Source organism: Leptotrichia sp. HMT-225, from assembly GCF_030644325.1.
Taxonomy (GTDB): Bacteria; Fusobacteriota; Fusobacteriia; order Fusobacteriales; family Leptotrichiaceae; genus Leptotrichia; species Leptotrichia massiliensis.
Genome location: NZ_CP130323.1, coordinates 1,122,870 through 1,138,157 on the forward strand (window position 1 = coordinate 1,122,870; position 15,288 = coordinate 1,138,157).

Below are 15,288 nucleotides of genomic sequence, written 5' to 3' on the forward strand. Positions count from 1 at the left end.
GGTTAAAAGTTGAAAAAATTACAATTGTTATTGATATTACCATTATTATTAATTTCTTCCTGTAATACACAAAAAAAAGAAGAAAATAAAATGATGATAATAAATGAAATAAAATTAATAAAAAAAGAACCCACAAAAGAAAATATAGCTAAATTATTAGAAAAAAGCAAGAAAATTTATAAAAATGGAGATGAAGAAACAGCAAAAAAAATATGGGAAGAATTAGGAAAATATGATTCAGAAGCTTTTTCTTGTCTTGCAGATTATTATAGTGATAAAAATGATGAAAAAAATTATGAAAAATATTTATTGAAAGCTGCTGAAAATAGAAATGAGAGAGCGATGTTTAACTTAGGAGGATTATACCAGAAAAGGGGAAATAAAAATGAAATGCTAAAATGGTATATGAAAGTGATAGAGAAAAATGGTAAAACATCAATTATAGCAATGACAAATTTAGGAAATTATTATGATGAAATTGGACAAATAGATAAAATGCTATATTGGTATAAAAAAGCAGCAGAAAAAGGTTCGATAGATGCAATGAATAATTTAGGAGTACATTACAATAAAAATAATCAAGAAAAAGAAATGTTATACTGGTATAAAAAAGCATTGGAAAAAGATGAAAATATAACAACGCTTAATAATTTAGCAGGATATTACTTTGAAAAAGAAAATTTAAATAAAAAAGATTTGGAAGAAGCAGAAAAATGGTATAAAAAAGCAGCAGAAAAAGGCTCGATAGATGCAATGGCTAATTTGGGTGCAATATATCATATATTTGAAGAATATGAGCTTGCTGAAAAAATGTATATTAGAGCAATAAATCGTGGAAATAAAAAATCTATGTATAATTTAGGAATTTTATATGAAGATAGAGCATTGTATACTAAAGCAAAAGAATGGTATAAAAAGGCATCTGAATTAGGAGATAAAGAAGCACTAAATAAATATAATGAATTAAAAGATAAATATTAAGTTTAAGAAAGGTAATTTTGTAATGAAAAGAAATTTATATAATTATAACATGAAAGTTTATTATGAAAAAGAGAAAGAACAACAAAAAATTTTAGAACAATATTCAAAATTTGAATTGATTCAATCTCAAGTAGAAAATAAAAAATATAAAATAATAGATAAAACAAATTCTGAAAATTTAAAATTTTCATCAATATACTTTTATCGATATTTTATTAATGAGGTAAAAACGTTATTTTCACCCCTTGAAATAGAATACATAAATGATGAAATTACAATAATTAATAAAAATGAACTATTAGAAAAATTAGAAGATAAAACATTTGATTTTTTCAAAAAGTACCCTAATAAAATTGAAGAAATGAATTCAATATTAAATGATATAAAACAAGGGTTAAAATATGAAAATTTTGAGCAAGAAATAGATGAAGGGAGTATATATCCGTATATATTTAAAGTGGAAAAGTTTATTATAAATGACAGTATTAAAAAATTTGAAAATAAAAGTCCTGAGATTATTTCAGGATATAATGTTCCAACCACTATGAATTATTTTACAAAAAAAATTCATAGAAATAAAATAAAAATTTTTTTTGAAGAAAAACTTGATGAAAATAAAGTTTCTTTAGAAGAAATAAAATTTGAATTTAAAAAAGAATTTAAACTTCCTGAAACAGAACCCTTTGAGTTTGATTTTATCATAAAAGGATATTATATTTATAATACTGAAACAAAAACTGTTGAGAAAATAGAAGTGGATAAGGAAATTAAATTTTATAAGGTAACTACTTCGACTAAAAGGGTGCTGGAATTGGAAGGATTCGACGAAAATGAGACGGATGAGGGAAGAACGTATGATGAGGCAGTTGAAGAATTGTTTGAGTATTTGGATAAGTTGGGGCATAAAAAGGAAATTGATAGACAGAAATTTGAAAATTTTTTAGATGGGATAGCATTTTCAGAAAAACCTAAAATTTTTAAGACTTTAAAATGGTATATAGAAACGAATAAGATAGGATTTTTAGAACTTATTGAAGGTGAAAGAGATAGGATATATATTTCAGAAAAAGAGGTTTTGAAGGTTTTTGAAGAAATTTTTGATATATAATTTTAATTTAAATTAAGGGGTTGATGATAGAATGAGGGAAATTTTGTTATAAAAACTGAATTGATGAAGAAAGGAAAAAATGAAAATGAGATTATTTTATGAAGACGAATTGAGAAGAAAGTCGTATAACGAGATGTACCAGATTGCAGTAGATGAAAAACTTGTGGATGTCTATTTGGAGAATCCTACCAGAGAAGAATTGATAAATATTTTGTTAAAATTCAGAGGGGCAAGGCCAGATTACAGTATTAATAAATATAATGAAAATGGGCTTCCTATGGTTCAAGCTCTGTTTGATGACAAGTTAAGTGTTAGGATTCATCACGAAAATGAGATAAAGATACCGCACAAGATAATTTTGTATAAGGATTTGAATTTGACCAGGGAAGATAATTATAAAATAATTATTCCTGATAAAATCGGGAATGCAAATGTTTTTTTGGTAAATGCAAATAATTATGTTTGTGGAATATTTAATCTTGAGAAGGATCTTGAAAAAAATGATGAATACTATTTGACATGCAAGACAGAGTTTTTAAGGGTAGAAAAGTTAAGAAATAATAAATTTTCATTTTTATTTTTTAAGTCAGATGACTTGAAATATATCTATAAATTTTATAATACAAAAGAAGATGATGCTTTGCCAACATATCCATATAAATTAAATTATTATAAAGTTGATATTGAAAATTTTGAAGTAAGGGAACTGGAAGAAACAAGTACAGTTTTATGTATAGATTTTGGAACTTCTAATACTGCACTAGGAGCATATTTAGATACCAATTATGTAAGGGATTTACCGACAAATGATATACTGAACGGGAATATAAAAATAAATGAGATAAACTATGTGAAATTTAATGATGGAGAAAGAAGATACAGGGAAATATTGCCTACAATAGCTTATGTTGAGGATTGCAGCGATGAAAATAATATAAAATATTCTTTTGGCTATGATGTAGTTAAAAAACTTGAAATGAATGATTACATTGTAAACGGCTCTCTTTTTTACGGATTAAAAAAATGGGTGCATGATCATGATGAAGTGGAGAAAATAAATGATGAATTTGGAAATATAAGGTATATAAAGAGAAGAGAAATTATAAAAGCATATTTGAAATATATCGTAAAAAGAGCTGAGTATATGTTTAAGTGTAAATTTAAAAAAATACATGCTTCCAGTCCAGTAAGGCTAAAGGAGCAGTTTTTGAATATGTTTCAGGAAATATTTTCTATTGATGTGAAAAATAAGGATGAAAAAGTAACTGGCAAGAGGTATGAATATGAAATAATAACCGACAATGCTATGGATGAAGCGATAGCTGTGCTATACAATACAATAGAGAATCAGATAAAAAAAGGAAGATATATACAAGGGGAAGAATACAGTGCGTTAATTATAGACTGTGGAGGAGGAACAACGGATCTTGCGGCTTGTAAATATGTGATTGACAATGGAAAAATTTCGTATAAACTTGATATAAAGACAAGTTTTGAAAATGGGGATGAAAATTTTGGGGGAAATAATTTGACATACCGATTAATGCAGTACTTGAAAGTTGTACTTGCGGAAAAATATTCAGAAAATAATGAAATATCGGTTAATGACTTAATCCCATATGATAATGATATGATTTATAAAGTTATAGATGAATACGGAATAGAAAAAATATTTGAAAATTTAGACAGGGAATATGAAAAAAGTGAAAAAATAATTCCTACAAAATATTCAAAATTTGAAAATAAAATGAGTGAATCATATAGAAAAATAAAGAATAATTTTTATATGTTATGGGAAGCTGCTGAAAATATGAAAAAAGAATTTTTTACATCTGACGGAAGGCTAAGAACAAGATTTGACATTCCTAAAATTATGGAAAGAGAAAAGGATCTGCATATAACAGAATTGAAAACATGGAATATTCATATAATGGAAAATGATAAATTTAAAACGATAAATAAATTTCCTGATGAGATTTTTACTATAAAGGAAATAGAAAAAATATTAAAATCAGATATTTATTCAATGCTTAGAAAATTCTTGAATACCTATTACAAGGAAGGTATGCTATTTGAATATTCATTAATCAAGTTAAGTGGACAATCTACAAAAATAAGTACATTTCAGGAAGTTCTAAAGGAATTTGTGCCTGGAAAAATGATAGAGTATAAGGAACTTAGCCACAGGGATGATTACGAATTAAAGTTAAATTGTCTTGACGGAGCGATAAAATACTTGGATTATAAGAGATTTGGACATATGGATGTAAATATAGAAAATGAAGTTCCGTTAGTACCGTATTCTGTATATGCTGAAAGATATGATGGAGAAAAAGTTGAAATGCTGGAAACTTCAAGAAAGGCTAGCGTACTTATGAGCTATATAGATAAATCCATTTCAGCAATGGAATTGAAATTGTATGTACATAATGCAGAAAATGAGTTGAAAAAAGAAGTAATTTATAAAAATGTTAATGAATATAAAGAAGAAGATGCAGAAGATATATTACGTGAATATGAAGGAATATTTACTCAATATGAAACAGATGAAATTGAAAACAATGTAGTAAGATTTTTCGTATATACTGATATGAACAATTGGGGATTTTATGTAGTGCCAGTGCAAAGACATGGAGATCAGCTATATTTAGGGAAAAAACAATATTTCCCTTATGAAGATAATCTTAATGAAATTTCATATTTTGATGGAGAACATTAATATTATTACTTTGTAAATAGAAAATAAGCAAAGTTTAAAAAGAGGGGGTAAAATTCAAAAAATTTATATTTGAAATAATGACTAAATATAAAAAAGGAGAAGACTTTGATAATAAATAAAAAAGATAATATAATCTGGTTACTACCTTGTATTTTAATTTTTGTAATTTTATTAATGGTTGGAATGTGTACTCCGAGAATAAATGAAAAGTATATGGTAGATACTACTAAAAGAGAAACTTTAGAAATATTTACGAAAATGAAAGGTAAAGTTGAAGCTAAAGATTTTGTGTCCATAGGACTTGATGTTCAGTTGCAAGTTGATGATGTTTTTTTTAAGGAAGGTGCTAGGATAAAAAAGGGGGATATTTTAGTTAAATTCAGTGATTATAAAGAAAGAGATTTAAATTCAAAAATGCAGGAGCTTAAACAAAATCTAGCTGTCAAAAATTCACAACTAAGATTTTTGAAAAATCAATATGGTGAAGGAGCAGATACTACAAATGATATAAACAACCTTACTGGAGAAATTAAAGCATTGGAAGGAGAATTGATAAAATTAAACAATGAAAGTGGATTAGTGCGAAGAGCTATAATAAGTCCAATTGATGGCTATATTGTAAAAATAAATGCTTTAAAAGGACAATATGCTGATTCGTTAACTCCAGTAGTAGTTTTAGCAAAAATACAGGATGTCAAGATTGTCAGTGAACCTGTAAGAGAAAATCAGCTACAATATGTTAATGTAGGAAATACAGCAAATATTAGTGTAATAAACAATAATAATTCATATGAAGCCATTTTGTATAAAATAAATAATATAGGTATAGAAAATTTGAAAACATTGGAATTTTTAACTTCAGATTTTAAAGATTTAAGTTTAAATCAGGAAGTAAATATAAGGCTGATTCATCAGAAGAAGGAAAACGTAATAACTGTACCATTAAATGCTGTAGTTAAACGAAAATCTAAAAATGGAAAAACTGATAAATATTATATTTATTTGATAGATAAAAATAATAAAGTTACTGAAAAAGAAGTTCTGGTTGGTATGAATAATGGAGAGAAAATAGAAATTTCTGGTGAAAATATAAAAGAGGGAATGGAAATAGTAGTAAATCCTAATGATAAAATAAAAAATAATGTAATTGTGAAAAGAATAGACTATAAGCAAATAAAGATAAATAAGGAAAAAGAGCTTGAAAAATTACAAAGAGAAAATGAACAAAAGAAAAAAGATATAGAGAAAAATGAAGCTGAGATAATAAGGTTGAAAAGAAATGAAAAAAAATAATGTTTTAAAAATAGCAGGATATTCAATTGTTTTAATTTTATTTGCATTCTTTATAGGAAAAATTAGTCAAAATGAATACGAAGATGAGGATGATAAAAAGATTTTGGAAATAGAGCAAATTTTAAAGAATAGAGAAGAAAAAAATAATGTAAAAACAAATATTTCTTCTCAAAATGAAAATTTAGAAACATTAATAATAATGGATACAAATTCACAAGCACAAGAAGATATAAAAATGGAAGCTACAGAAAATTACAACACCCTTCAAAATATCCCAAAGGTATTAACAAATAAAAATAACAACAACAAAAATTATTCTGTGAATAAATTAAATATTTCCAAACAAGAAATTACACCAAATTATGAAAGTAACGATAATTATATTTCGGAAAATACAAATGAACTTTTCTGGCCTGTACTATCAACTGAAATAACAAGTAAATATGGAAAAAGAGTACATCCTATATCAAATAAAGAAAAAATTCATAATGGAATTGATATTAAAGCGGTAACAGGAGCTGCCGTAATGTCGTCAGTAGATGGAACAGTAACTTATGCTGGAAGGAATGGAGGATATGGTAATTTCATTGAAGTGAGAAGAAGAGATGGATTAACTGTGAGATACGCTCATTTAAATAAAATAAATACAGCTGTAGGAAATAGTGTAAAAATGGGAGATAAAATAGGAGAGGTAGGAAGTACGGGAGTAAGTACAGGTTCCCATCTTCATTTTGAAGTTTTAAAAGATGGGAACTCAGTTAATCCGATGGATTTTGAATATAGGTAAATAAAAAAATGAAAAGAAATTATCAAGATTTTACTTAATAAGTATTTAATTTAATTTTTAAAATAAAAAAATAATGTTATAAAAAATATATATAAAATAACTGAAAATATGATACAATATATATAAAATATAATAAATATTTTTTTATAAGAAAAATAAATTGAACGTTTTTAGCTAAAATAAAACAAGAATAATGGTAACAAATTGGTAACAAATTAAATTATAAACCCTTTAAAATAAAGCTTTTGAAGGACTTTGGAATGTTCCCGGTTACACCGCATTTGGAAGTTATTTGCTTGCTAGAGAAATCCAAAATTGAGCATTCATAAGCATAGCAAAATTAGATAAAAAAATAAAAATATTTTAAAACTGCACTTTCAATCCTGTATTTAAAGTTTAAGTGCAGTTTCTATTTTTGTAGTAATATACTTTTATAATCTTTTCATTTCATTTGCAACAAATTCCACTAATGGACCAATAATTACCTGAACATCTGTTTTAGAAGGTTTTATTATTCCTGCTGCAACCTTTTTTATTTTTTTGTCGTCAATTATAGTTGAATCTTTTACTTCCAGTCTTAATCTTGTAGCACAGTTATCTATAGAAACTACATTATCTTTTCCACCTAATGCTTCGTATATAATTGCAGCAACTTCTGCGTGATTACTATTTGAAGCTTCTATTTTTAATTCTTCTTCATTATCCTCGTCTTCTCTTCCAGGCGTTTTTAAATTAAACTTATTTATCAATATTTTAAATAACAGATAATAAACTACTCCAAACGCAACTCCTAGAACTAACAACATAAACGGATTATTAGCCATTGGCATCCCTGAAGTAAGTGAAAAGTCAATAAGTCCCGCACTAAATCCAAATCCTGCTGTCCAGTGGAACATAGATGCTATAAATAAACTTAATCCTGTTAAAACAGCATGAACTCCGTACAATAAAGGTGCCACAAACATAAATGCAAATTCAAGAGGTTCTGTCACACCTGTTACAAATGAAGTGACCCCTGCTGCTAACATTAACGATGCAATCTGTTTCTTTCTCTCAGGTTTAGCTTCTTGATACATTGCAAATGCAGCTGCTGGCAGTCCAAACATCATGATAGGGAAAAATCCTGCTTGATACATCCCTGTAATACCTTTTACTCCTGTTCCTCCAAGGAAGTTTCCAATATCGTTTATTCCTGCTACATCAAACCAAAAAACCGCATTTAATGCGTGATGTAATCCCAAAGGAATTAACAATCTGTTAAAGAATCCAAATATTCCAGCTCCTAAAGGTCCTAATTTTAAGAATGTTTCTCCCAAAGTCACTAAAGCTCCAAATATTATAGGCCATACAAAGAATAATACAGGAGATAATATAAGCATTACAGCTGATGTTAATATCGGAACTAGTCTTTTACCACTGAAAAATGCAAAAGCCATTGGCAACTGTGTTTTATGAAATCTGTTGAATATTTCAGCAGCTATTATTCCTGATAATATCCCTATAAATGCATTATTTATTTTTCCAAAAGCTAAAGGAACTTTATCTACATCCACTTTTGTCAAAACTGCAACAGAATCTTTTGATAATAACGTAGTTATTACTAAAAAACCTACTAATCCTGCTAATGCCGCAGAACCATCTTTCTCCTTAGATGTTCCAACTGCTATTCCTACTGCAAATAATATAGGAATATTGTCCAGTATTGAAGCTCCTGATTTTATTAGGAAAGCTGCTGCAGGACTATTTGCACCCCAGCCAATAGGATCAAGTCTGTAACCTATTCCTAAAAGTATTGCTGCAGCTGGTAATACTGCAACCGGTAGCATAAGTGATTTACCAATTTTCTGTAAATACTTCATCATTTTTAACCAACTCTCTTTCTACTTTTTTGTTTATATTTTTTTATTTATAAATATAAACTTTTTACCTTATTTTTATTAGATGTCAATATTAAAAAACAATTTTTTTTAATGTTTTTCTATTTTTTTTCTAAGTGTTTTTATCTTATTCTATTTTTTCTTATTTTGCATACTTTTCTAATTTTTAACAGTTTAATTATGTAATAAAACATTTTATTCTGTTAATCTAATGAGGTTTAATGTAGAAAATAAAATATCGACTTATTAATAAACTCTAACTTAATAAATCGATATTTTTCATTTTAATTAAAATGGATTTTAATATTTTAGCAATTTCATTGCAGCTTCATAAATATGTTCTGCAGTTAATTCGTATTCATTCATCAAGAAATCCAAAGTTCCAACTTGCCCAAATCTTTCCTTTATTCCAATTCTACGTAGCTTTGCATTTCCAGTTTCGGCAATTATTTCGGCAACTGCACTTCCTAAACCATTGTTAATACTGTGGTTTTCACAAGTTATTATTTTTCCTGTTTTTTGTGCATATTTTTTAATTAATTCTTTGTCTATTGGATTTAAAGTAAACATATCAATTACCGCGGCATTTATTCCTTCGTTTTCCAATTTTTCTGCTGTTTTTAAGGCTTCTGCTACCATAATTCCGTTAGCTATTAAAGTAATATCTGAACCATCTTTTAATAAATTTCCTTTTCCAATTTCAAAAGTTGAGCCTTTTTCATAGATTGTTGATGCATTTTTTCTGATTGTTCTAATCCAGTAGAAGCCATCTTTTGTGGCAACTTGTTCGAGAATATTTTCAAACATTGTGGCATCTGTCACTTCTAATACAACTGTATTAGCGAGACCTCTCATTATTCCCATATCTTCAAAGGACATGTGAGTTCCTCCGTTATGGGCGGCAGTTACGCCAGCATCAGAAGCAATTATTTTAATATTATTTTTCTGATATGCCCCCGACATAAACAATTGATCAAAGCATCTTCGACTTGCGAAAGCTGTAAAAGTATGTGCAAATGGGTATTTTCCAGCAATAGACATTCCAGCTGCAACACCTATCATATTTGCTTCCATTATTCCACAATTTATCACTCTTTCGGGGTATTTACCCTGTATCTTGTCAGTTGTAATTGCGTTCATTAAGTCAGCTTCGAGAGCTATAACTTGACTATGTTTTTCTAGTAATTCACAAAGTTTGGAAGAATAAACTTTTCTCATTTCTATTTCATCTTTTTTTGGAGTTCCAGTATAAACTTTTATCATTTATTCCACCTCACTTTCCAAATCCTTTATCGCCTTTTCGATTTCCCGCTTTAGTTCATCAGTCAATCTTAGATGATGAGAATTTTCCATTTTTTCAATGTATTCGACACCTTGCCCTTTTATAGTGTCAAGTATTACAAATAGTGGTTTTTCATTGTTTTTACGAGGCACTTTCAAAATATCATACATTTTTTCAATATCATTTCCTTTTACAGTAACAGCATCAAAGCCGAATGATTTCATTTTTTTCTCAAAAGAGAAAGGTTTTATTATTTCATCCAAAGCACCGTCCAGCTGTTTTTTGTTGTAATCGAGGAACACCGTTAAATTATTTAAGTTATGGTGAGCAATAAACTGAAATGCTTCCCAGCATTGTCCTTCGTTTATTTCTCCATCTCCAATAATACAGAATACCCTATTAGATTTTTTATCTATTTGTAAGGCTTTTGCAATTCCTGTGGCAATTGAGATTCCTTGCCCTAGAGAACCTGTTGTTGCATCAATTCCTTTTGTTTTGAGTCTATCTGGATGGCTTGGCAAATTTGTTCCATTCTGATTTAATGTGTAAATTTCTTCAAGCGGGAAAAATCCTTTTAAAGCTAAAGTTGTGTAGAGTGCAGGGCCTGCATGCCCTTTTGACAGCACAAAATAATCTCTGTCTTCCCAATGTGGATTTTTAGCGTCAATATTCATAATTCCGCCATACAGTACTGCCAAGATCTCAACGATTGACAAACTTCCCCCATAATGTCCAAAACCTAAATTGGTAAGGGATTTTAATGTGTTGATTCTAATATTGGCGGCTAATTTTTTCATTTCTTTCACTTTTTCATTATAATCACTATTCATTTTTGGCTCCTTCCAAATGATAGTCAATTTTTAACAATAATCTATTTTGATTTTTTTGAAGGTACAAATCCAAAGGCTACTAAAATAGCAGTTATTCCAACGATTATTCCAGAAACTATTGCAGGAGATACGTGTTTTGCCATATTACCTAATACAATTCCAACTGTTACAAAATCTGCATCAGAGAATGTAGTGTTTGCAAATCCTAAATTTCCTAGCACTGGTAATAAAATTACAGGCAGGAATGTTAATAATAGTCCATTTGCAAAGGCTCCAATTGAAGCACCTCTTCTACCACCAGTAGCGTTTCCAAATACACCTGCTGTCGCTCCACAGAAGAAATGAGGAACTACTCCTGGCAAGATAAGAGTCCATTTTAGCATACTAAGCATAAATAATCCGATAACTCCTCCTAAAAAACTGCATAAAAATCCGATTAATACAGCATTAGGTGCATAAGGGAATACGATTGGACAGTCTAATGCAGGTTTTGCATTTGGCACAAGTTTTTCAGAAAATCCTACAAAGGCAGGTACTATTTCTGCAAGAACAAGTCTAACACCTGATAAAATAATATAAACTCCCGCTGCAAATGTTATAGCTTGAATAATTGCAAATACTAAGTAGTTATCTCCACTACTTAATTCAGTTTCAACATAGCTTTTTCCTGCAACTAATGCCAAAATTAAGTAAATTATCATCATAGTCAATGAAATTGAAATTGAGCTGTCTCTTAAAAAACTTAGATTTTTAGGCAATTTCATTTCTTCAGTTGATTTTGAACCTTTTCCAACTAAAGATCCGACAAATCCTGATAAAACATACCCTATTGTGCTGAAATGCCCAAATCCAACATCGTCACTTCCAGTAATTTTTCTAACGTAAGGTTGTGCCAATGCAGGAAATATTGCCATTACAAGTCCTAATGTCAATGAACCAATGATCACTAATAAAGGCCCTTCGAATCCACCAACTTTTAATATTATTCCAATCATGCATGCCATATATAAAGTGTGATGTCCTGTCAGGAAAATATATTTTAACTTTGTAAATCTTGCGATAAATATGTTCCAGAACATTCCAAGTGCCATTATTAACGCTGTTATTGTTCCGTATTCTTTTAATGCCAATGAAACAATTGCTTCATTATTAGGCACTATTCCTTGAACATGAAATCCTTGTTCAAACATGCTTCCCATAGGTGCCAGCGAGTTTACAACAAGTCCTGCTCCTCCACCTAGCACTAAAAATCCTAAAATCGTCTTAATTGTACCTTTTACTATATCTGTAGCTGGTTTTTTCTGAACTAGTAAACCAATCATAGCTATTAATCCAACTAAAATTGATGGAACTTTTAAAATGTCTACAATAAGAGTTAATAAGCTTTTCATTTTTACCTCCTAAATTTTATATTTTATTTTTTGAAATAATCTGTTAATTTTTCTTCCAGCTCAGGCATACTGATAATGCTGTCTAAAACAATTAATTTATCAGCTGGAACTGTTGCACTTTCTGCAATGTCTTTTCCCATTACAAATACATCTGCTGCTCCTGGAAGTGCTGATGCCAAGTCGGAATGTTCGACTTCAGCTTCTACGCCAATTTTTTTAAGAACCTTTTTAATGTTCATTTCCACCATAAAGCTGCTCCCTAATCCTGATCCACAAACTGCCATAATTTTCATAATAATCTCCTCCTAATTTTTTTATAAATTATTTTTATTTTTTAAATCAATATTTTTTTATAACTTCTAATATTTCATTATAATCTTTTGAATTTATAAGTTTTTCAATGCTTTCATCATCCTGAAACAACTCCATTAACTGCATAAGAGTTTCTAAATGGCTGTTGGCATCCTTAGTTGCCAGCACAAATACTAACTGTACTTTGGAATCCCCATAATATACTGGATTATTGAGTTTTAAAAGGCTTACTCCAGTTCCCAATGTCCCGTCTTCAGGTCTTGCATGTGGCATTGCCAAATTATCTCTTAAAATAACATAAAAGCCTAGTTTTTCAATACTTTCTATCATAGCTTTGATATAATTTTCCGTTATTATGTTTTTTTCTAACAAAGATTTACTTGCAATTTTTATACTATCTTTCCAGTCGATTACAGAATCTATTATTTGAATGTTACCATCAAGTATTTTTTCTAACATATAAGTTCCTTTCTGAAAAATTCTTCTAATTCTTCATATTTAGTTATTTTTGAGATTTTTTCAATAAAATTATATTTTGTAATTAATTCAAATAAGTCGTTTAAAATTCCTAGGTGCTCTGTTTTGTTGGTAGTTGCAAAACTTAAAAATATGTTTGCACCTTTTCCATTTGGAAATAGAACTTTTTCTTTTACAATTAATAATGAAATGCCTGTTTTTAATACATTTTTTGAAATTGGTGCGTGTGGAATTGCCATTCCTTCCTCAATAATGATATAAGCTCCATGTTTTTCAATCATGTTTATCATTTCTTTTGTATAATCTTGCTTGATAAATCCGTTTCTTTCAAGTATCTCTCCAGCTTTAACTATTGCTTCCTTCCAATCTTTAACTTTATCCACAAATTGGACATTATTTTTACTAAGCATTTTCTTTAAAATAATTCCTACTTCTGACAAATCATCAATAACTTTATTTTCAAGTTTATTTTTCAATTCATTTATAAGTCTATTTTCATCTGTTATGGTTGTATTATTTTTTATTATGTCCATTATTTGCTTTAAAGAAATTTTTGTTATATTTTTTCTTATTCCATATTTTGATAAGAGGATAAAATCTTGCTCTTTAAGCAATGGATTTATTTTTATAACAGGAATATCATAGTTTTCTTCTAAATCGATAGTAGATAAAATTAAATCAATATTTGCATAATTGGGCATTGAAGTCTTTATCAAGTAGTATGGCAGAACATCTACAATATCCAAATCATAATTTTCCTTTAAACTTTGTTCAAGTACTTTTGAACTGCCATAACCTAGTCCACAAATTAAAATTACTTTTTTGGTTTTTTCAGAAGTGTTTCTTTCGATGGAAGCCTTTATATGAAAGCCCATAAGAGCAATTTCATCTTCTGGAAACTTTACTTCAAAAAGCCCTTCAATTTCCTCAACAGCTTTATTTACTACTTCCAAAATAGGATCTTTTTCTAAAATAAGTTCTTGAAAAACTGAATTTGTAATTTGAATATTATTTTTTATTCTATACATAGCAGGCTTTATATGGTATAAAAGTCCATTGTATAATATTTCATCGCGTGTCAAGTCAGTTTTTACAATTTTGCTCACTTTAGAAATCATTTTTTTTATAATCAGCTCTTCATTTATCCAGCCTTTAAATGAATTATTTTTTAGACTGTTTATATTTATTCCCATTATCAAGTCAGTTATTTCAATTAACATTTCAGATTTTATTTTATTTTTATTCAGAATTTTTTGTAAAATCTTTTCGATTTTTTGATATTCTTCTGTGTGAATTAAAAATTTTTTTGCAATCAAATCTTTTTGATTTTCATGAGCTTTTTCAAAATTTAGAAGTAGCAGGACATAAGAAAATATTTTATTATAGCTTTCTTCATTTATATTTAAAAACATGACCTTTTCAATTTCTACAATAAATTTTTTTGCATTTTCAATATTTTTTTGCTTAATATATTTGAAAAAATGACGAAAAACTTGTGTTTTGATTACTTTTGAAAAATTTTTATTATTAAGGGAATCAAATATTTGCTCCAGAAGTTCAATTTTTTTTATGAGAATTTCTCGAAAATTACCATTAAGGCGATAACCGTTAGCATTTTTATAAACTAGCTCGATTCCTTGCATTTTAAATTCTTCTGACATCAGTTTCAAATCTTTTTTTATTGTTGTTCTGGAAATTTCAAGTTCTTCACATATCTTTGTAATATTAAGTCCTTTTTCGTCAAAAAATAATATTAACTTCAAAATATTTATTCTATCTTCTATAGATAGTTTGTTAATTTTTTCCAAAATCTCAAATAGATTTTTAAAATCCTGATTAGTATCAAGATAAATACTGTTTTTAACTTTTTTAGTAATCTTATAGTCAAGTAACCGTAAAATGCTGTCAATATTATTAATATAATATCTAGCGGCCCTGTCTGAAACGCCATATTTTTCAGATATTAATTTGAAATTATATTTTTCCCCTTTAATAAGGTTATTTAATATTTCAGTTTCCCTATAATTTAACATATTATTCACCTTTCTATAATAAGGATACCTCGAAAATTTAAATAATCAATCTAAATTCCATTTCAAATATATTTGAAAAAATGTTACCATCTGCATAAATTTATTATTTCTTTATTTTTTTAAAGTTTGTTAAAAATTACGGAAAAAACAATACTTTAAAAATTGACATTATAGATAAAATGTAGTATAATAATCTTG

12 protein-coding genes are annotated in these 15,288 nt (G+C 28.1%); 5 read left to right on the forward strand and 7 right to left on the reverse strand.

The features are described from left to right. Positions 1-9: 9 nt before the first annotated feature. From QU666_RS05555 to QU666_RS05575, 5 genes are all read left to right on the forward strand, one after another. Entirely contained in the window at positions 10-981 is a 972-nt protein-coding gene (locus QU666_RS05555; RefSeq protein WP_021769558.1) for a tetratricopeptide repeat protein, read from the forward strand. 22 nt (positions 982-1,003) lie between these two features. After that, on the forward strand, positions 1,004-2,089 hold the full coding sequence (locus QU666_RS05560; RefSeq protein WP_036071234.1) for a hypothetical protein: 1,086 nt from the start codon (positions 1,004-1,006) through the stop codon (positions 2,087-2,089). A gap of 85 nt (positions 2,090-2,174) precedes the next feature. Then, the gene (locus QU666_RS05565; protein WP_051285839.1) at positions 2,175-4,808 is read left to right on the forward strand and encodes a molecular chaperone; all 2,634 of its coding nucleotides are present in this window, start codon (positions 2,175-2,177) and stop codon (positions 4,806-4,808) included. 105 nt (positions 4,809-4,913) lie between these two features. Continuing rightward, positions 4,914-6,101, forward strand: a complete 1,188-nt coding sequence (locus QU666_RS05570) for an efflux RND transporter periplasmic adaptor subunit (protein WP_232218460.1) — start codon at positions 4,914-4,916, stop codon at positions 6,099-6,101. Continuing rightward, positions 6,088-6,888: a M23 family metallopeptidase gene (locus QU666_RS05575; RefSeq protein ID WP_021769554.1), complete on the forward strand. Its 801-nt coding sequence runs from the start codon at positions 6,088-6,090 to the stop codon at positions 6,886-6,888. The genes QU666_RS05570 and QU666_RS05575 overlap by 14 nt, the downstream gene beginning before the upstream one ends. Positions 6,889-7,319: 431 nt before the next feature. Here the strand turns inward: QU666_RS05575 and nagE are convergent, their stop codons facing one another. The 7 genes from nagE to QU666_RS05610 all read right to left on the reverse strand — a co-directional run bounded on the left by nagE (position 7,320) and on the right by QU666_RS05610 (position 15,090). Then, entirely contained in the window at positions 7,320-8,750 is a 1,431-nt protein-coding gene (nagE, locus tag QU666_RS05580) for an N-acetylglucosamine-specific PTS transporter subunit IIBC (RefSeq protein WP_021770245.1), read from the reverse strand. A gap of 315 nt (positions 8,751-9,065) precedes the next feature. Next, complete coding sequence (locus tag QU666_RS05585) at positions 9,066-10,028, reverse strand: transketolase family protein (RefSeq protein WP_021770246.1); 963 nt, start codon at positions 10,026-10,028, stop codon at positions 9,066-9,068. Next, on the reverse strand, positions 10,029-10,877 hold the full coding sequence (locus tag QU666_RS05590; RefSeq protein WP_021770247.1) for a transketolase: 849 nt from the start codon (positions 10,875-10,877) through the stop codon (positions 10,029-10,031). It abuts the gene before it with no gap. A 41-nt stretch (positions 10,878-10,918) separates the two neighbouring features. Next, the gene (locus tag QU666_RS05595) at positions 10,919-12,268 is read right to left on the reverse strand and encodes a PTS ascorbate transporter subunit IIC (RefSeq protein WP_021770248.1); all 1,350 of its coding nucleotides are present in this window, start codon (positions 12,266-12,268) and stop codon (positions 10,919-10,921) included. A gap of 23 nt (positions 12,269-12,291) precedes the next feature. Beyond that, on the reverse strand, positions 12,292-12,561 hold the full coding sequence (locus tag QU666_RS05600) for a PTS sugar transporter subunit IIB (protein WP_006803591.1): 270 nt from the start codon (positions 12,559-12,561) through the stop codon (positions 12,292-12,294). 46 nt (positions 12,562-12,607) lie between these two features. Beyond that, positions 12,608-13,039, reverse strand: coding sequence for a PTS sugar transporter subunit IIA (locus QU666_RS05605; protein ID WP_021770249.1), 432 nt, complete (start codon positions 13,037-13,039; stop codon positions 12,608-12,610). Next, positions 13,033-15,090, reverse strand: a complete 2,058-nt coding sequence (locus QU666_RS05610) for a PTS sugar transporter subunit IIA (protein WP_021770250.1) — start codon at positions 15,088-15,090, stop codon at positions 13,033-13,035. Before QU666_RS05610 ends, QU666_RS05605 begins: the two co-directional genes overlap by 7 nt. Positions 15,091-15,288: the final 198 nt, after the last annotated feature.

Excerpts from the sequence above, each read along its gene's own strand:
- QU666_RS05565 (WP_051285839.1), top strand. The coding sequence starts at position 2,175 with ATGAGATTATTTTATGAAGACGAATTGAGAAGAAAGTCGTATAACGAG.
- QU666_RS05590 (WP_021770247.1), bottom strand. The coding sequence starts at position 10,877 with ATGAATAGTGATTATAATGAAAAAGTGAAAGAAATGAAAAAATTAGCC.
- QU666_RS05605 (WP_021770249.1), bottom strand. The coding sequence starts at position 13,039 with ATGTTAGAAAAAATACTTGATGGTAACATTCAAATAATAGATTCTGTA.
- QU666_RS05595 (WP_021770248.1), bottom strand. The coding sequence starts at position 12,268 with ATGAAAAGCTTATTAACTCTTATTGTAGACATTTTAAAAGTTCCATCA.
- QU666_RS05600 (WP_006803591.1), bottom strand. The coding sequence starts at position 12,561 with ATGAAAATTATGGCAGTTTGTGGATCAGGATTAGGGAGCAGCTTTATG.
- QU666_RS05575 (WP_021769554.1), top strand. The coding sequence starts at position 6,088 with ATGAAAAAAAATAATGTTTTAAAAATAGCAGGATATTCAATTGTTTTA.
- QU666_RS05585 (WP_021770246.1), bottom strand. The coding sequence starts at position 10,028 with ATGATAAAAGTTTATACTGGAACTCCAAAAAAAGATGAAATAGAAATG.
- QU666_RS05610 (WP_021770250.1), bottom strand. The coding sequence starts at position 15,090 with ATGTTAAATTATAGGGAAACTGAAATATTAAATAACCTTATTAAAGGG.
- nagE (WP_021770245.1), bottom strand. The coding sequence starts at position 8,750 with ATGATGAAGTATTTACAGAAAATTGGTAAATCACTTATGCTACCGGTT.
- QU666_RS05560 (WP_036071234.1), top strand. The coding sequence starts at position 1,004 with ATGAAAAGAAATTTATATAATTATAACATGAAAGTTTATTATGAAAAA.